We start from the raw sequence: 17929 nt of genomic DNA, 5'->3' as shown, positions 1-17929 counted from the left end.
GCCGGGGCGTCAGGCACGGCCCACCCCCGGTACGGCGCCGGGCAGCGCGACGGTGATCCGCCGGCCCGGTGTCGAGGTCAGCTCCCGGGGATCGATCGCCGGGTTGGCGTCGGCGATCCGCCACCACTGGTCGGCGCCGCCGAGGTAGCGCTGGGCGAGCAGGTCGAGGCGGTCGCCGGCGCCGACGGTGTGCTCGGCGAGCGGGGTCAGGCCGTCCGTGGGCGGCAGCAGCCGCCGGGTCAGGTACGGCACCTGCCGTCCGTCCGGTGCCGTGTACAGCGCCACCGGGACGCCGTGGTAGCGGCTGGTCAGCGGGTAGGACGAGGACGCGGGCAGCGCGGCGAACGGGTCGTCGGGGGTCGACGAGGTCCTCGGAGGCGTCGGGGTCATCGCAGTCCTCCGCCCAGGCCGAGCGCGCTCAGCCGGCCGTCGGCCGCGCCGGCGACCAGCCGCTCCTGCTGCGCCAGGTGCGCGAGGTAGAGCTCGGCCCCGCGGTGGCCGGTCGGCAGGTCGCTGACGGTCAGCACGCGCAGGCCGATGGCGACGGTGGCCCTGATCGGGTTCAGATCGATGTCGAACGCCTCCTCGGTGATGGTGAGTTCGGTCAGCCGCACCGGCAGGATCCGCTTGCCGCCCCAGGTGAACAGGGTGAGCGGGGCCTCGATCGGGGTGATCTCCAGGGTGCCGACCGCCGCGAGCGCCTGGTTGCTCCGCAGCCGCGCACTGGGCGGCTGAACCAGCAGCTCCAGCGTGGCCAGCTGCGGATGGATGCCGTTCGGGGCCGGTACGTCCAGCTGGTCGGTCGCGTCCAGCTCCGCGGTGAACTTCCAGGTCTCCACGGCCGGTCCCTTGAGCCGCAGGGCCTCCGTCCGGTCCCCGCCGCCGTCGGCGCCCCCCACCTGCGGGGCCAGCGAGCGCTCCAGACTGTCCGGGTTGAACTGCAGCACGACGATCCGCTGCGGTGTGCCGCGCTGCGGATCGACGATGACCAGCCCCGACCGCACGGGCCTGGGGGCGTCCGTGTAGGGCATCAGGAATCGCCTTCCGTCCGGGCCAGCCCCTCCAGCAGGACCCTCGCGTTGTGCCGGACGTGGTCCACCGGGTCCGTCCGGCTCAGCTCCTCCACCAGGGCCACCAGGCCGGGCCAGGGGAGGTACCCGGTCGCGACCACCACCGCCTGGCGGATCCCCGGATCGCCGTCCCGGGCGGCGGCGGCGAACGCCTCGACCACCGACCGGTCCTCCGGGCCCTCGGCGGTCAGTGCGGCGGCGTAGAGCGCGACCAGCCGGTCGTTGCGGTCGGTCTCCTCGCTCCCCTCGGTCTGCTCGTTCCGGTCGGACGCCTCGCGCAGCGCGCTCAGGGCCTCGTCGAGCGTCCACACCCGGCAGCGCGGCCGCAGCTCCGCCTCCGCCTCCGCCGCGCCGTCGCCCCGGATCGTGACGTACCGCATGCCGGTGATCCGGTCGTCGACGTAGTGCACCTCGGCGCCGCCGTCCGGGGTGAGCCAGCTGTCGACGACGGCGCCGTCCTCCTGCCGTCCGAGGTCGAGGAGGTCCCAGAAGAGGTCCCAGACGACCAGCTTGAAGTCGTGCTCGCCGAACTCGGGCCTGAGGACCAGGCGGGTGAACGATCGGGTCATGGGGTCTTCCTCTTATCTCAGGCCGTAGAACTGACGCAGGAACTGGCGGACGAGGGCCTCGCCCTTCTTGACGGTCTCGGCCTCCGTCGCGGCCAGGATCCCCCGGCCACCGGTGCGGGCCTTCGCCCAGGCCTCCCCGAGCTCCACCTCGCGGAGCCGCAGCTCGGCGCGTTCGGCCACCGAGCTCTTCAGGTACGTCCGCTGGCCCGCCTCCTCCTGTTCGAGACCGGCCGCCGCAGCCGCGGCGCCCTCCATCGACATCGGGAACAGCCCCCGGTTGCCCAGGCGTTTGCCCTCGTGCCCGGCGAACGCCTGGTCCCGGTCGAAGCCGCCGGCCCCCGGCCCGCGGGCCAGCAGATCGGTCGTCATGGCCGCGAAGCCGAGGTTGGCGGGATTCCGGACGGACTCCCGGACGAACAGCAGCCAGTGCGCGTTGCGGACCAGCTCCTGCTGCTCCGGCGTGAACGACGGGGGCAGTCGCTTGTTGGTGCTGTACGCCCGCAGCGCCATGGCGAAGTTCATGTCGGTCAGACCGACGCGGGTCAGATCGGTCGGGATCTCGGGGTACTTGCCGACCCCCCTGGTGATCTGGTTGAAGGCGCCCGCCCACTGCTGTTCGCTGACCGGTCCGCCCTCCGGGCCGACCAGGTAGCGGTCCACCTTTCCCCAGCGGAGCCTGTACGGCGGGAGGGTGAGCGGACCGCCCTGCGCGGCCGAGAGTTCGAGGTCCGTGCCGCGGTTGCGCAGGTACCGGACGACGCCGGGAATGTCCTTCCGCCCCTGCGTCCGCAGCTCCTGGTCCCCGGCGGCCGCCCCGGCCCGGTACTTGAGGATCCGCATGTGCGTCGCGACCGCGATCACGTCGGCCCGTTCCAGGAGGCCCTGGGCCTGCGTGCGGATGATCGCGCGGACCTCCTCCGCCGTCAGCTCGAAGCCGCCCCCGACCGCTTCCTTGGGGTTGAGCAGCGCCTCGACGGTGAAGGCCGGACTGCCCACCTCGGACAGCCCGGTCAGCCGGTACCAGGCCCGCATCCCGGCCAGGACCGACCCGAGCACCGGCTGCGGGACGCCCCGGGCCAGCAGGCGTTGGATCCGCGGACGGATGCGGGCGACGATCAGGTCCAGGCGCTGCTGCTTCGCCTGGGGCGAGTTCTCGCGAGCGCGGCGCTCGGCGCGCTGCTGCCGGCGCCTGCTCTGCCAGTCGCGCAGCCGGTCACGCTGCTTGCGGTAGCCGTCGCGGATCCGGTGGGCGCCGTTGGTGAGGGCGCGGCCCAGCCGGCTGCCGAGGAGCTTGCGGCCGAGGGCGCGAGCGGCGCCGCGGACACGGGTGAGGGCGGCCCGGACCGTCCGGCGGGAGGCGTCCAGCGCGCGGCCGACCGCCGAGCCGGGGCGGCGGGGCGCGGCGGACCGCGGACGGGCGGTCTCGCGGCGCGGGCGTCCGGTGGCGGGGGCGGGGTGTTGCGCGCGTCGGTCGACACGCGGGGCGGGGTGGGCCCGGTCGGGCAGCGGCCGGGCCGCGCGGGCGGGGGCGGGGCGGCGGCGCAGCGAGCGGGTGGCCCGGCGCAGCGTCTCCCGGGCCCGGTTGACGGCGCGTCCGGCCGCTCGGCGGGCGCCCCGGCCGGCCCTGGCCAGACCCTTCAGGATCCGCTGGGCGATCCCCCTGAGCCGGGTGCCGACCGCCTTGCCGGCTCCCTTGAGCTTGCCGAGCAGGAAATTGGAGATGAAGTCCAGCAGCGCGACCACGCCCGAGGCGACCGCGTCGGCGAACAGGCAGGCGGCCGATCCGGACCTGACCGCCTTGAGGAAGGCGACGAACCTCCCGATCGCGGCGACGATCCTGCTGACGGTGTTCCACGCCGCGACCAGACCCTGGATGATCGCCATGACCGCACCCGCGGCCGGCACGATCAGCGACACCAGCTTCTCGATGACGATCGAGACGATCATCCCGGGCAGCGCGGCCACGATCGCCTGCCAGGCCATCCGGCCGATCCGGGCCATCGAGACACAGCCCTTGACCAGGACGTTGACCAGGGTGGAGGTCAGACCGACGACCGACTCCACCTTCTCGTCGAACCACTGCTTGACCGCCCGCTTGATCGCCCCCCACAGGTGCAGCCGGATGCCGTCGACCGCGGCGGTGCCGAGCTTGCGCAGCCACCCGCCCGGGTCGGCGGCGACGTCGCCGATCAGGACGGCGAACTCGCCGAACACCGCGATCGCCTTCCGCACGAAGTCGATCGCGTCCAGCACGGTCCTGCGGACCGCCTCGATCGCGGCCTTCAGCCCGGCCTCCAGCGTGTCCAGCAGCGCGTTCAGCCCGGCCGCCAGCGTGTCGAGCAGGCCGTCGACGGCGTTCCTGAGCCTGTCCGCCCACGCGTTGACCTTGGCGACGGCCCGGTCGCGCCACTCCTCGATCTTCCGGCGGAACCGGTCCCGCAGGTCCGGAAAGGCCGCCAACAGGACGTCGCAGATCGCGATCAGCGCGTCCGCGAGCTTGTCGATCAGCTCGACCACGAACTTCCGCGCCTGGTCGATCGCCCAGTGGGCGAACGTGCGGAAGCCGTCGATGATGTCGTTGATCAGACCGCGGAAGTAGTCGAAGACCCTGGTCACCGCTTGGACCAGCGCGTCGAAGGCCGCCTTGACCTTGGACTTGACCCAGCCCCACCAGCCCTCGGACTCCTCCTTCTTGCGCTCCTTCTCCTGCCGCGCCTTCTCCTCGGCCTCCTTCCGCTTGTCCTGGATCTTCCGGTTGTCCTGCTGCTGACGGTCCCGGACGTCCTTGTCGGCCTGGGTGCGCCTGCCCTCGATCCGGCCGGTCCGGTCCCGGTGCTCCGCGTCGGCGTCCCGGTCCGCTCCGGCGACCTTCCGGTCCTGCTCGGTGCGCCACTGCTCGCGCTCGGCGGTGACCTTCTCCGCGGCGTCGCCCCGCTCGCCGGCCTGCGTCCGGGCGTTGTCGGCCACCTCCTGGTCGATCTCGGCCTGGTTCCGCCGGCGCGCCTCGGCCTCGCCCTGCTTCTGCCGGGTCTGTTCGGAGCCCAGCCGGCTCCGGCCCTGGCCGACCGCGGCCTCGATCTGCGGGCCGCGCTCCTGCCGGGTCACCAGGCCGATGCCCGGGCCGGCGTCGACGGCTCCGCCGGTGCGGGCGCCTCCGCGCGTTCGGCCGGCACCCGGCACCGAGGCGGTGAGGGTCTCCTTCGGCACGTCCGGGTAGATCCGGTCCTCGCCCATCGGCTTGGCGGCGTCCTCCCGGCCGACACCGAGGATCCTGGCGGAACCGTCCTTCAGCTTCGCCGTCTGCAGATCGGTCCGCACCGGGTCGCTCTCGCCGGACAGTTCGACCCGGGGCGCCGGGCCGACCGTGGTGTTCAGCGCCGGGTCGGTCGAGGGCACGCCGTCGACCGCGCCCTGAACCTGCTGCACCTCCTGCGGGGACACCTGGCCGCCCGCGTCGTCGGTGACATGGGGCGGGGCGACCCGCTCGGCGGGGTTCGGGCCCTCGACCCGCTTCCGCTCGGCCTCCTGCCGGGCGCGCTCGGTGTCCGGCGGGCCGACCCGCTCCAGCCGCTCCGTCACCGCCTCCGCGGGCGGCGCGGCCTCGGGCGTGCCGGACTGGGTCCGCGGGGCTCCCGACGGCCGCTGGACGGCGGGCGGGTCCGCCTGCAGCCGGGCGTGCTGCTCACCGACCGTGCGGTCCACCGAGCCGTCCACGCCGTCCAGCGCGGTGGCCATCCGATCGGGCGGCAGGCTCGCGGCGGTGGCGAGCGCGCTCTGCGGGTCCTGGGCGGAGACGTCGGGCGGGGCCGGTGCCTCCTCCTGCTTGGCCGGGGCCGCGGCGCCGGCCGTGCCGCCCCCGGCCGCGCAGCCGCCGGCTCCCGCGCCGGTGGTGTCGGGCTCCGCCTCGGTGGTCGGCTGCTGCGGGCCCGCGCAGGCGCCGCCGCCGGACTCCAGGGAGGCGTCCGGGGCTGGACCGGCGGCGAGGTCGGCCGGGGGGTCGGTCTGCTCGGCCGCCGGACCGGGGGCCGTAGGCGGCGCGGTGTCGGGTGCTGCCTCGGGTGCGCGGTCCGGGGCGTCGGCGGTTCCGGTCGGGCCCTCGCCGCCGACCGGACCGGCCGCGGTGGGGGCGGCGGGAGCGGCGGTGCGCTGCGGGGTGCCCGGCTCGGGCTCGCGCGGCTCCTCGGTTTCCGGCCGCCGGTCCTGCCGCTGTTCCTGCCCCGGCTCGGGTTGCTCCCGCTGCTCAGGGGCGGCGGGCTCGGCGGCCGGGCCCTCGTCCGGGCCCCCGTCCGACGCGGGATCGGGGCCGACCTCCTGCGCGACCGGCCGTTCCGGCTGGAGGTCGCGATCACCCCGGTCCTCGGCCTCGGCCTGCACGGGCTCCTCGTCGGTCTCCGGCCGGCTGCCACGCTCGTCCTGGACCTCCTCGGCCCTGGTCGCGGGGGGCTCCGGGAACGACGGGGCTTCGTCGTCGACGGCCGCCATGCCGTCGGCCGACGGCGGGATCCGATCGAGGGTCGGGACGGCGGACAGATCGAGGTCCGAGGAGGGCAGGAAGTCCCCGGGCCGCAGCTCCGGCCCGTCGGCGGCCGACGGTGCCCGGCCGCCCTGCTCCTCGCCGGGGGCGACCTGGACCTCGGCGTCCGCGCCGGGCTCCATGCCCAGCGGCCGTTCCTCGTCCCGGACCTCCTCCTGCGGGCGGTCGCCCGCCAGCAGCCCGTGCCGGACGAGCGGACTGTCAGGGGCCTGCACGATCGCGTCCAGGCGCTCGGGCCGGACGGGCGCCGGCTGCGGTGGCGGCACGGCGGCGGGCTCGCGCGGCGTGGTACCCGCCGAGGGCTGGGTGGCGGCGTCCGGCTGCGCGGCTTCGGGCGGCTCGGTGACGGGGAGGGCCTGCGGCGGGGGGGACTCCTCCGCCGGGGCGGGCGCCGGCGGTGCCGCTGCCGGTGTCGCTTCGGGTGCTGCCTCGGGTGCTGCTTCGGGGGCGGCCGTGGGTTGCTCCGCCGGCTGAGCGTTCGGCGGGGCCTGGTCGGCCCCGCCCTCCAGGGGTGGTGCCGACTGCTTGCCCTGCTGCTCCGGCGGTCGGTCCTGCTCCTGCTCCTGCTCCTGCCCGGGTTCGGCGGTCGGCTCGGTCGCCTCGGTCGGCTCGCTGGTCGCCTCGGTGGCCTCGGTGACCGGCGCGGGCGTCTGCGCGCCGTCCACCTCGGCCGGGCGGTGCTCGGCGGCCTCGACCAGCTCCAGCACCCGGGTGTAGTCGGAGGAGGGCAGCCGGTCCGCCAGCCGGTCGAGTACCGAGGCCTGCAACTCGGGGGCGAAGCGTGCGAGTTGCAGCCTGACCCGGCCGGAGGAGTCGGTCGGGTCGCCGCGCAGCGAGCGCAGGATGCCGGCCGCCAGCCGGTCGACGAGGGTCGCCGGATCGAGCCGCTCGGTGCGGAACCGATCGGCGTCGACGGTCGCGTAGCGGAGCCAGCCCGGCGTGGCGCCCGGTGTGGCACCCGGCGTGGCCGCCGTCGGCCGGTCGTCGCGCGCGCCGTGCTCCGCCTCCCGTTCGATCGGGTCCTGCGGCAGACTGACCGCGCCCAGGTCGCGGCCGGCCCGCAGCGCGCCGAGCGGGTTCGGGGCCTGGACGGTGTGCAGCAGCTCATGGGTGAGCAGCCGTCGGCCGTCCTCGGCGGCCGGCCGGTACTTGCCCTCGCCGAAGAAGAGGTCCTGGCCGACGGCGACGGCGTCCGCGCCGAGCAGTTCGGTCAGCGCGGCGGAGTCCCGGTCGGTGTGCACCCGGACCCGGCTGAGGTCGTGTCCGAGCCGCGCCTCCAGCACCCGGCGCAGACCCGGGTCGAGCGGCTGGCCGGCGCCGGAGACGATCTCCTTCGGCTCCGGCGTCCGGGAGTTCGGCGTCCGCGTCCGCTTCCGCTCCGTACCCCGCTCGGAGTTCTTCGAGGTGGCGGCGGTGGCTGCCGTCGCGGCGGGTCGTGTCATGGCCGCCCCCGTCCCATGGGCCGGCCGCCGCCCGACAGTCCGTTGTGCACGGCGCGGGCGAGCGCCTCGCCGAGCCGTCGCGCGCAGACGCCCGCGGGCAGCGGCGGCAGCCCGGCGAGCCGGTCCAGCGCGCGGTCACCGCCGGCCGCGAGCGGCACGCCGCGGGCCGCGACCAGACGGGCCAGTTCGCTCCGGAACGCCGTCGTCAGCCGGTCGTGGTCGATTCCCGCGAAGCCGTCCAGGACCAGCTCGCCGATCTCGACCTCGATCCGTCCGGCGGTCCCGCGCCCGGTGCTGTCGCGCCCAGTGTTGTCACGTCGGGCGCTGTCACGTCCGGCACCTCCACGCCCGGTGCCGCGCTCCCGTCGCCCCTCGGTCAGATCCATCCGCCGACCTCCGAGGGCGTCAACGGGCGCTCCAGCTTCAGGTACTCGGTGCGCGCGGCGGCCAGCAGGTGCCGCATCTGGAGCGGACAGTCCTCGTCGGCGGCCTGGAAGGCGGCGGACAGCGCGATGTTGCGGATGGAACCGCCGGTCACGGTGAGCTGGGCGAGCAGCTCCGGGTCCACGCCCTGGCTGGGGGTCCGCGCGGGGATGACCCGCCGCCAGATCTCGGCGCGCTCCGGCACCCCGGGGAACGGGAAGTCGACCACGAACCTGATCCGTCTCATGAACGCCGGGTCCAGCGCCTTCTTCATGTTGGTGGTGAGCACCGCCAGGCCCCGGTAGGCCTCCATCCGCATCAGCAGGTAGCTGACCTCCAGGTTGGCGTAGCGGTCATGGCTGTCCCTGACCTCGCCGCGCTTGCCGAACAGCGCGTCGGCCTCGTCGAACAGCAGCAGCGCGCCGCCGCGTTCGGCCGCGTCGAAGACCCGTCGGAGGTTCTTCTCGGTCTCGCCGATGTACTTGCTGACGACCTGGGAGAGGTCGATGACGAACAGGTCCACCCCGAGCTGCCCGGCCACCACCTCGGCCGCCAGCGTCTTTCCGGTGCCCGACCCGCCGGCGAACAGCGCGGTGACGCCGAGGCCGTGGCGCAGCACCGCTTCGAAGCCCCACTCCTGGTAGACCGTGCCGCGTCGGCGGACATGGGCGACGATCTCGCGCAGTGTCGCGCGCCGGCACTCCTCCAGTACCAGGTCCTCCCAGCCGGCGCGCGGCTCGACCCGTCGGCCCAGCCCGTCGAGGGACATCCGGGCTTCCACCAGTCCGGCGTGCCACGCCAGCGGGCTGATGTCCCGGCCGTTGCCGGCCGCCCGCCGGGCCGTCGCCGCGGCGGAGCGGATCACATGGCCGGGCAGTGAGAACTGGGCGGCCAGCGAGCGGAGTTCGCCCTCGGTGATCCCCGGCGCGCCGTCCAGGGCGGTGGTCCAGATCGCCAGCTGGTCCTCGGGGCCGAGCGGGGGCACGGTCAGCCGGGGACGGTCGGACGCCCCGGCGGACGGGGGCTCGTCGCCGGACACGACCAGCGGAACGGTGAGGCCCGCGAGGAAGGACTCCACGCCGTTCGGGCTGTGCGGGCGTTCCCGGCCCGGCTCCGCACCCTCCACCAGCAGGGCGGCCGGGATCAGGATCGCCTCCCGCTGCCACAGTCGGGCGAGTCGCTCGCGTTCGGCGGGCTCGGTGGGCAGGTCCTCGCGGTGCGCGGCGTAGAGGCCGAGCCCGGCGCGGTGGGCCGCCGCCGCCGCGATCTCCCAGCGGGTGCGGCGGTCGGCGCCGGTCAGTTCGCCGTGCGGCGGTCCGTGCGGCCCGTCCGGCCCGGCCGCGGTCCACGTCCGCGCCAGTTCGGCGGCGCACCGCTCGTGCGGGCCGGGCAGTTGGCCGGGCGGGCCGACCCGGGTGAGCAGTCCGTGCAACCGCACGTCCAGGTAGGGCACACCGACCAGGAAGTGCAGCACCCGCTCGTCGATCCGCAGCCGGGAGGTGGTGAGCGCCGTCTCGTCCTCCGGCTCGGCCAGCCGGAAGCGGCGCAGCGGGCCGACCGGGGTGAGCGCGCTCCAGTGCGGTCGGTCCAGGGCGGCCAGGGCGAGCGAGAAGGTCGGGTACGCGCGCCCGGGGTCGCCGCTCGCCGCGGCGCACCGGGCGGCGGCGGTGGGGTCGATCGCGGGGGCGGCAGCCAGGACGAGGAGGTCGCGTTCGAACGGGGTGAGGCCGAAGGAGGCGGTGAGCGCGTCCAGGGCCGTGACGGGCGGTGGCTGCCCGCCGCGGTGGCCGTCGGCCGCCCCGGCCGCACCGGTGGCCCTCGCCGCTCCGCCCGCCCTGTCTGTCCCGGCCGTACCGCTCGGCCGCCGACCGGTGCGGCCCGCCGCGTGCGCGTCGACCCGTTCCAGCACGGCCGTGACCGCGGCCGACAGCGACCGCCGGTGCGGCTCGTCCGCCGGGCCGTCGTGGCCCTGTCCTCGGCGCGTGCTCATCGTGTCCCCCCGTCCCCCGGTCAGTGCGTCAGATCCACGACGGGTCCGGTGAAGGACCCGTCCCCGTCCACCGTCAATTCGCTGGGCACGCCGTCCACCTGCACCCGGGCCAGGTACACCGTGGGGCGGAGGCCGGTGACCGGCACCCGGACCTCGAACGGGTCGGTGCGCGGCCCCGGCGGCGCGGGCGCGCGGAACTGGTGGCTCGCCCCGGCCCGCCCGGCGGGTGGGTGCAGCTCGTCCAGCAGCAGCAGGACGTGCTGGTCGTCCCGGAGCGGCAGGTCCAGCCGGACGTCCAGCCGGGCCGAGACCCCGGCCGGTCCGCCGACGCGGTCCGCCGTGCCGATCGGCGCCAGGATCCGCGGCTGCCGGGCGAAGGTCTGCGCGTTGGACTCCACGGCGAGGTGCTCGGTGGCGGGCCGGCCGTCCAGCGCCAGTCCGTGCAGCACCTGCACCTGGTGGACACCGGGCGGCAGGCCGTCCGGGACGGCCAGCACCAGCCGGTCGTCCCGGACGGCGCCCGGGTCGACCGTCACCCGTCGCTCGCCCAGCCGGACCACCACCAGGTCCGCGCGCAGGCCGGAGCCGTCCACCACCAGCTCCCGGTCCTTGGTCACCGGTCCCTCCTCAGGGGTGCCCCGGGACCCGGCCGGCCGGGAGAGCACCCGCTCGACGACCGGCCCGCGGGACGGCACGGCCCGCACGGTACGGCGCAGCACGGGCTTGCCGGCCACCGGATCGGTCCTGCCCTCCACCAGGACGGCGGTGGCCTGGTAGGCGACGGACAGTGCGAACGGCGTCTGGAACAGCGCGGTCCACAGCTTGGACAGCTCGTCGACGTCCATCGACGCGGCCGTGAAGCGCACCCGCTGCGGCGAAGCGGCCAGGTCCGCTCCCACCAGGTACGGCTGGGCGGCCGCCTCGTCGATCAACTGCCGGGACAGCACCGGCTGTTCGGTCAGCGCCCGGACCACGCAGCCGAGCAGCCGCTGGCCGACCAGCTGGGACTCCTCGCCGTAGCAGCTGATCAGGTAGTGCAGGTCGAGGGCGGCGGTCGGCCGGGTCAGCAGGGTGCCGTCCGTCGTGCGGGTGGGCGCGTCGAGGTTGCGCAGCGAGGCGTTGGGCGTGACCTGGTAGAGGAAAACGGTGATGGCCGGGTCGGTCGGCGGCTCGCTCGGCGGTTTGCGGGTGCCGACCTCGACCGCGAACGGGATGTCGGGCGAGAGCGCGCGGATGATGAGCAGCCGCAGCGCCTCGCTCACGGTGGCGATGGCGAGGTGGTTGCTCATGGGCCCGCCCGCTCGGTCATGAGGGCTCCCGGGTGAGGTAGGTGTCCAGGCCGAGGGCCGGGGCCGGGCGGGCCGTGGCCGGCTTGCGCGGTTCGGCCTGGGCGCGTTCGGCGGCCCTGACCTCGACCCGCCCGATCCGCACCCGCACCACCCGTTCGATCGGCCGCGGCCGAGGGCGGGCGCCGGCTCCGTTCCCGGACGCGTGTCCCGGGGCGGCGACCGCGGCGGCCCGCCGTCCGGACGCCGGCGCGACGGCGGGCCGTCCGGGTGCGGGCGGCGCCCCGGCCGGCGGCTCGGCCGCGACCGTGCGGTGCGGTGCGGCGACGGGCACCGCGGTGACCGCTGCCGGGGCCGCCGGGCGGGCGGTCTCCGCCCGTGGCGGTGGCCCGTCGGCCCGCGCGGTGGCGGGGGCGATCGGCGGCGCGAGCAGCAGCGGTGTGCGCGGCAGCGGAAGGGCGGGCGCGGCGGCCGGGCGGTCGGCGCCGACCGCTGCCGTGGGCGTTTCCCCGACCGGAGCCGGACGCGGTGTCGCGGACCGGGGGAGCGGCGCGGGAGCGGGCCGCCCGTCCGGCAGGCCCGGGGCGACCGGCTCCCCGTCCGCGCCCGGCAGCGCCGGTCCGAGCGTCTCGATCCGTTCGTAAGGCCCCAGCAGGCGCGGCCGTACCCGCACGCCGGCTCCGGCCCCGGCTCCAGCCTCGGCCCCGGCGTGGTCCCGGCCCGGGGCGCCCTTGGCCACCAGGCGGTCGAAGTGGTCAGGCATCTGCACACAGCTCCAGGTAGTAGCGGCGCCGCAGCGGGCTGAGCGCGAGGATCTCCGGCTCGCTCCAGCCGTAGGCGGTGGCCAGCAGATGGACGTCGAGCAGGGTGGCCCGGGCCCAGTCGTCCAGCTCCTCCCAGAGGTAGGAGGCGATGTCCAGTTCGGCGAGGGTCTGCCGCCCGCACTCGGGGCAGCCGAGGTTCAGCCGCACGTCCGCGCAGGGGTCGGCGGCGGCAGCGGCCTCGGCCATCCGCCGCTGCACCGGCTCGGGGAGCTGCCGCGCCGCCACCGGCTCCCCGCCGTGCTCGGCGGTCAGCACGCACCGCTCCAGCAGCACGGCCCTGGCCCGGCCGGCCGGGGCCTGCTCGGCGGCGGCCAGGTCGGCGGGGGTGGCCGGCCGGAAGCCGACCCGCCAGCCGTCCAGCTCCACCCGCAGCGGCCCGGGCGCCGGCCGCGCGGCACCGGCCACCCATCCGGCGTCGAAGGTGAACTCCATCTCCTCCGAGCAGCCCGGGCAGCCGAGCCGCATGGTGAGCTGGTCGCCGAACAGCTCGGTGCGCAGTCCGAACAGTTCGGCGTCCCGCTCGCCGAGCGGTACGGCCAGCAGTTCCTCCGCCCCGGCGCCGGGCCGGGCGACGGTGTGCAGCAGCAGGGCCCGCCCGGTGCGGCCGACCGTCTGCCCGGCCTCCCAGGCGGCCAACAGGGCCGCCTGCCCGATGAGTTCCATGAGCCGGACCGCCGCTCAGGCCGGTTGCTGGAACGACGGCTCTTCCGGTTCGGGCGTCTCCTCGTCCCGCTCCCAGCCCTCCACCTCCAGCTTGAGGCTCTGGATCGCCACCGCGTTGGCGTTGGCGTCGAGTTCGCCGAGCACCTGGTACTCGCTCGGCCAGGCGCGGTACAGCTTGTGGGCGACCGCCACCTGACCGGCCTCGTTGAGCACCTGGATCACCAGGTCCTTGCGGAAGTCCCGCAGCGAGACCTCCGCCCCGCGGCCCGCGCCGACCATCCAGACCTTGTTGGCCCAGCGGTCGAACTCCGGGTCGTGGGTGACACCGCGCTCCAGGGTGACCGCCTCGAAGTCGGTGCGGCCCGGCGACTTCCGCGGCGCGCTCGAATCGCCCCCGCTGCGGTGCTTCACCACCTCGGTGGTGCGCTTGAGCGGACTGACCTTGCTGATGCCGGCGACGATCCGGCCGTCCCACACGACCAGGAATTTGAAGTTCTTGTACGGATCGAAGCGATGCGGATTGACGGTGAACTCGACCATGGAGATCCTAAACCTCGAACTGTCCGGCGAGCTGCTCGATCTTGACGATCACGAATTCCGCGGGTTTGAGCGGCGCGAATCCGACCACGACGTTCACCACACCGCGATTGATGTCGTCCTGCGTGGTGGTGTCCCGGTCGCACTTGACGAAATAGGCCGAGCGCGCGGACGTGCCCTGGAACGCGCCCTGCTGGAACAGCGAGTGCAGGAACGCGCCCACGTTCAGCCGGATCTGGGCCCACAGCCGCTCGTCGTTGGGTTCGAACACCACCCACTTGGTGCCCCGGTAGAGGCTCTCCTCCAGCATCAGCGCGAGGCGCCGCACCGGGACGTACTTCCACTGCGAGCCGAGCACGTCGGCCCCGGCCATCGTCCGGGCGCCCCACGCCACCGGGCCCACCACCGGGAAGGTCCGCAGGCAGTTCACCGCGAGCGGGTTCAGCAGGCCGTTCTCCCGGTCGGTCAGCGGAACGGTCAGCGCGCGCACCCCGGGCAGACCGGCCTCGGTGCCCGCCGGGGCCTTCCACACTCCCCGCTGGCCGTCGGTGCGCGCCATCACGCCGGCGATGGTGCCCGAGGGCGGGAAGGCACGCAGCCGGCCGGTGAGCGGATCGACCAGCTCCAGGTGCGGGAAGTACAGCGCCGCGTGGTCGCTGCGCACCGAGTCGAAGGCGGACAGCCCGGCCCGGGCGGCGTCCAGCGTCGTCCACGCCTGCGGGGAGTCGACGATCAGGAACATCCGCTTCTCCACGCAGAGCGCCTGGGCGGCCGAGACGACCGTGACCGCGTCGTCCACGTCGGCGTACCCGGCGAGTTCCGGCAGTACCAGCAGGTTGACGTCCTGGACGTCGCGCAGGGCCTGGATGCCGGTCTTGGCGGCCTCGCTGCCGATCAGGTCGGTCAGGCCGGGGGGTGCGCCGTCCAGCCCGCCGGTGAGGGCGAGGACCGGCGGGCTGACCGAGCCCTCCAGCCCCAGGTTGTTGGCGGCCTCGCCGAGGAAGCGGACCACGTCGGCCGGGTCGGTGGAGCCGGCGACGACCTGGAGCCGCCGGCCGAACACGCTCACCCGGGTGCCCGCGAAGGCCCGCCGGCCCGGGGCGTCGGGCAGGGCGCGAAGCTTGCGCTCCAGCAGCAGGGCGAGTTCGGTGACGCTGGTGGGTGCGGGGCCGTCCGCGGCCGGGTCGTGGATGGTGACGGTGCGCGAGACGTCGCCGATCTTGACCTGGATCGGGTGGGTGAGGTCCGGCAGGGTGGCCGCGAAGGGCTTGGAGACGGTGCCCACCGGGTCCGGCCGGCTCTCCGCCAGGACCTTGACCCGGACGACCGCCGAGCCGTCGTTCACCACCGTCTCGGCGAACCGGGGGTCGGCGGCCCGGACCGACAGGTCCGCGAAGGACTCCTGGACGGCGCCGGAGGTGTCCAGGACCTGGAGGTTGAAGGTGTCGGCCGGGGTCGGCGTCCGGTAGTCCACGGCGACCCGCAGCGCCGCGCCCCAGGCGCCCGGTTCGACGGCCGTGACCTCCAGGGCCGGGGTGGCGGTGGAGGTCTGCGTCGAGTCGAGCGTGACGACCGCCGCGCCGCCGGTGCCGGCCGCCGCGACCCGCACCACGACCCCGATCGAGCCGCCGTTGAGGAAGAACTGCTGGACGGCGTAGCTGACCGGGCTCTGGCTCGCGAGCCCGCCGAAACGGCGCTCGAAGTCCGCGAAGCTCGTGACGGTGACGGGCTGGTCGAGCGGGCCGCGCCGGGTGGCCCCGACGAAGGCGGTCACCGAGGTGCTCACCGCGGCGATGGTGCGGACGCCACTGGGAAGCTCTTCGATGTAGACGCCGGGGTAGGTCGGTGTCGTCGGCAATTCCCCCTCCGTTCCCTTCGTGCATCAAGAGACTCGGGGAAAATGGCGCCCCGGGCGTTCCTGGTGCGTTGACGGCAGGCCCAGTTTCATAGGGGGCGGGCTATTCGTCAAGGCTTTTATGGGGGAGGGTAATTGTATTACTTTGCTTATTATCTGGGATTGTGGAATTGCCTGCTCCGCAAATCCTCGGCCGGGCCGCCCGCGCCGGGCACATGCGCCCTTCGCTCCGGCGCAGTTGCCGTTGTCGTGCGCTCGTGACCGGGTGGAGTCGTCACGGCCGTGGCCCATGCCTTAGCGTGAGGGCGCTATGGAAGACGTGACTGACACCGCCCGCTCGCCGCTTCGGAATCAGCTGCTCGACGCGGCCTACGACCTGGTGGTCGAACACGGCTGGGCCAAGCTGCGGTTGACGCACATCGCCAAGGCGGCCGAGGTCGGCCGGGCGGTGGTGCACGACCACTTCCCCTCCCTGGACGCGGTGGGGGAGGAACTCGTCGCGCGGGAGATCGAGCGCTTCCTGGGCGGCATCGTCGACGAGTTGAGCAAGCACCCGGACGACCTGCGGGAGAGCGCCGCCGAGGGGGTGGGGTTCGCCCTGCGGTTCGCGGCCGGGAACCCGCTGCTGAACGGGGCGGTCAGCAGCGCGGTCGGCGGGGACCGGGCGCTTCTGACGCCGCTCACGACGCGCTCCGAGAGCGTCTTCGACTGCACCTACGCGCTGATCGCCGGCTACGTCGACCGGGCGTGGCCGCAGGTGGCTCCGGAGCGGCGGCGGCTGATGGTCGACGCCGCCGTCCGGCTGACGATCAGTCACATCATGGCCCCCTCCGTACCGGTGCCGGTCGCCGCCCGGGACATCGCCGACATCGCGGCCTACATCGCCGGCGTGGACGGCGCAGGCGGCGCGGGCGGCGCGGACGGCGCGACCGAGGCGTGAACGGGGCCTGAGCCGGGTTCACGCGCCCGGCTCCTCCGCCGCCGCCAGCTCGGCGCACCCTCGGTCGAGGACGCGGCCGAACACGTCGGGGTCGGTCAGCGGGAGCAGGTGCGGCCCCGGGACGTGCACCAGCCGCGCCGGGGTGCCGGCACCGCGGACGCGGTCCAGGAAGCGCCGCTCCTGGAGCCGGAACAGCGGGTCGCCGAGGCCGTTGGCGAGGATCAGCGGAGTGCGGACGCGGGAGATCGTCGACAGCATGTCCGTGCGGGAGATCACGGCGATCGCCTTGCCGAACCCGCGCTCCGACAGTCCGCCCGCCATGATCGCCCGGTAGCTCTCCGCCGGCAGTCGGCGCCGCAGGGCGGCCCGGTTGAGCCGGAGCGACCACCGTTCGCCGAGCCCGCGCTGGACCAGGGCGGCGGCCCGGTGCGGGAGCAGCAGCGGACCGTCGGTCCGGAGCGTGGCGCCGTGCGCGAACAGGCCCACCGCGCCGCCGTGTTCCGAGGCACCGTAGGCGAGGGCGGCGAAGCCGCCGAGCGAGCTCCCGGCGACGACCGGACGGCGGCCGGTGGAGCGGGTCGCCTCGGCGACGGCGGCCGCGATCCGCTCGACCGTTCCTTCGAGGGTGAACGGGCGGTCGTCCAGGGCGCCGTGGCCCGGCAGGTCGCACGCGGTGATCCGGTACCGGTCGGCCAGCCGGTCGGCGACCGGCAGCCACATGTGCGCGGACAGCCGGATGCCGTGCACGAGCACCAGCGGGCGGCCGTCGTCGGGGCCGGCGGTCCAGAGGCCGGGCTCGCGGGTCTGACGGAACATGAGGCACCTTTCCTTCGGGGGAGTGGGGACGGGTCCGGATGCGACCGCTCCGGTCGATTCGGACGGATTGATCAAACGCTGTGCAAAGGGATTCCGGCCGGATTCGCAATTACCATCGGACACCGACGCGCCGTCAGGTCGTCGCGTCACGAGAGCGTGCGAACCGGAATTCGGGAGAGGAAGCAGCAGCGTGCAGATCGCAGAGAGCGTCGCCCTGGTCGCCGGGGGCACTTCGGGCCTGGGGCTGGCCACGGCCCGGCGGCTGGTGGCGGCCGGCGCCCGGGTGGTCATCGTCGGCCGGCCTGGTGCGCGGGGCCCGCAGGTGGCCCGTGAACTGGGCGATCGGGCGGTCTTCGCGGCGGCCGACATCACCGGCGAGGCGGAGCTGGCGGGCGCGCTGGACGTCGCCGAGGCGCTCGGCCCGCTGCGGGTGGTGGTGAATTGCGCGGGTGCGACGAATGCCGTGAAAATCGTCGGGAAAAGCGGCCCCTATCCGCTCGCGGAGTTCCAGCGGATGGTCACGGTCAATCTGGTGGGCGCGTTCAATCTGCTCCGGCTGGCCGCCGACCGGATGTCCCGGAACGCGGAATCGGACGGGGAACGCGGGGTCGTCGTCAATACCGCCTCGATCGCGGCATTCGACGGGCAGGTGGGCCAGGCCGGGTACGCCGCCGCCAAGAGCGGGCTGGTGGGCCTGACCCTGCCGGCCGCCCGGGACCTCGCGCCGCTGAAGATCCGGGTGGTCACCGTCGCGCCGGGGGTGTTCGACACCCCCATGCTCAGCGCGCTGTCCGCGGAGGCGAAGTCCTCGGTCGGCGACCAGGTCCCGCATCCCGCGCGGCTCGGCGACCCGGACGAGTTCGCGGCCCTGGCGCTGCACATCGTGGCGAACCCGATGCTCAACGGCGAGACCATCAGGATCGACGGCGCCATGCGGATGGGCCCGCGCTGAGAAGGGGGAGCCGTGCCCGGACGCTTCC

At 74.9% G+C, this 17929-nt stretch carries 14 protein-coding genes; 2 read left to right on the top strand and 12 right to left on the bottom strand.

What is annotated here, in order from left to right; translation table 11 throughout:
* Window positions 1–9: 9 nt before the first annotated feature.
* From ACFU9E_RS07985 to ACFU9E_RS07935, 11 genes are read right to left on the bottom strand one after another with little or no spacing between them, the layout of a single operon-like run.
* Window positions 10–390 carry a LysM peptidoglycan-binding domain-containing protein gene (locus ACFU9E_RS07985; protein WP_380679673.1) on the bottom strand — a complete coding sequence of 127 codons (381 nt, stop codon included), beginning with the start codon at window positions 388–390 and terminating at the stop codon, window positions 10–12.
* Window positions 387–1034: a hypothetical protein gene (locus tag ACFU9E_RS07980; protein ID WP_380679769.1), complete on the bottom strand. Its 648-nt coding sequence runs from the start codon at window positions 1032–1034 to the stop codon at window positions 387–389. Before ACFU9E_RS07980 ends, ACFU9E_RS07985 begins: the two co-directional genes overlap by 4 nt.
* Window positions 1031–1639 (bottom strand): HEAT repeat domain-containing protein, encoded by a 609-nt coding sequence (locus tag ACFU9E_RS07975; RefSeq protein WP_380679670.1) that lies wholly within the window; start codon window positions 1637–1639, stop codon window positions 1031–1033. The genes ACFU9E_RS07980 and ACFU9E_RS07975 overlap by 4 nt, the downstream gene beginning before the upstream one ends.
* Before the next feature lie 12 nt (window positions 1640–1651).
* Entirely contained in the window at window positions 1652–7615 is a 5964-nt protein-coding gene (locus ACFU9E_RS07970; protein WP_380714846.1) for a DUF4157 domain-containing protein, read from the bottom strand.
* The gene (locus tag ACFU9E_RS07965) at window positions 7612–8001 is read right to left on the bottom strand and encodes a hypothetical protein (RefSeq protein ID WP_380688590.1); all 390 of its coding nucleotides are present in this window, start codon (window positions 7999–8001) and stop codon (window positions 7612–7614) included. The genes ACFU9E_RS07970 and ACFU9E_RS07965 overlap by 4 nt, the downstream gene beginning before the upstream one ends.
* Window positions 7992–10028, bottom strand: a complete 2037-nt coding sequence (locus ACFU9E_RS07960) for an ATP-binding protein (protein WP_380688592.1) — start codon at window positions 10026–10028, stop codon at window positions 7992–7994. Before ACFU9E_RS07960 ends, ACFU9E_RS07965 begins: the two co-directional genes overlap by 10 nt.
* Before the next feature lie 20 nt (window positions 10029–10048).
* The gene (locus tag ACFU9E_RS07955; RefSeq protein WP_380688594.1) at window positions 10049–11317 is read right to left on the bottom strand and encodes a DUF4255 domain-containing protein; all 1269 of its coding nucleotides are present in this window, start codon (window positions 11315–11317) and stop codon (window positions 10049–10051) included.
* 16 nt (window positions 11318–11333) lie between these two features.
* Window positions 11334–12077, bottom strand: a complete 744-nt coding sequence (locus tag ACFU9E_RS07950) for a hypothetical protein (RefSeq protein ID WP_380714845.1) — start codon at window positions 12075–12077, stop codon at window positions 11334–11336.
* Window positions 12070–12801 carry a hypothetical protein gene (locus ACFU9E_RS07945; RefSeq protein ID WP_380687875.1) on the bottom strand — a complete coding sequence of 244 codons (732 nt, stop codon included), beginning with the start codon at window positions 12799–12801 and terminating at the stop codon, window positions 12070–12072. Before ACFU9E_RS07945 ends, ACFU9E_RS07950 begins: the two co-directional genes overlap by 8 nt.
* 15 nt (window positions 12802–12816) lie before the next feature.
* Window positions 12817–13341: a phage tail protein gene (locus ACFU9E_RS07940; RefSeq protein ID WP_355363257.1), complete on the bottom strand. Its 525-nt coding sequence runs from the start codon at window positions 13339–13341 to the stop codon at window positions 12817–12819.
* Window positions 13342–13348: 7 nt separating this feature from the next.
* Window positions 13349–15196 (bottom strand): phage tail sheath family protein, encoded by a 1848-nt coding sequence (locus tag ACFU9E_RS07935; protein ID WP_380687873.1) that lies wholly within the window; start codon window positions 15194–15196, stop codon window positions 13349–13351.
* Between the two features lie 307 nt (window positions 15197–15503).
* On the opposite strand from ACFU9E_RS07935, the gene ACFU9E_RS07930 reads away from it, so the two are divergent.
* Entirely contained in the window at window positions 15504–16133 is a 630-nt protein-coding gene (locus tag ACFU9E_RS07930) for a TetR family transcriptional regulator (protein WP_380714843.1), read from the top strand.
* 18 nt (window positions 16134–16151) lie between these two features.
* On the opposite strand, the gene ACFU9E_RS07925 is transcribed toward ACFU9E_RS07930, so the two are convergent.
* On the bottom strand, window positions 16152–16949 hold the full coding sequence (locus ACFU9E_RS07925; protein WP_380687869.1) for an alpha/beta fold hydrolase: 798 nt from the start codon (window positions 16947–16949) through the stop codon (window positions 16152–16154).
* Window positions 16950–17139: 190 nt separating this feature from the next.
* Between ACFU9E_RS07925 and ACFU9E_RS07920 the strand changes: the two genes are divergently transcribed.
* Window positions 17140–17901, top strand: coding sequence for an SDR family NAD(P)-dependent oxidoreductase (locus tag ACFU9E_RS07920; protein WP_380687867.1), 762 nt, complete (start codon window positions 17140–17142; stop codon window positions 17899–17901).
* The last annotated feature ends 28 nt before the right edge of the window (window positions 17902–17929 follow it).

Source organism: Kitasatospora sp. NPDC057595, assembly GCF_042800875.1.
GTDB lineage: Bacteria > Actinomycetota > Actinomycetes > Streptomycetales > Streptomycetaceae > Kitasatospora.
This window is presented reverse-complemented; position numbering and strand designations above follow the sequence as displayed.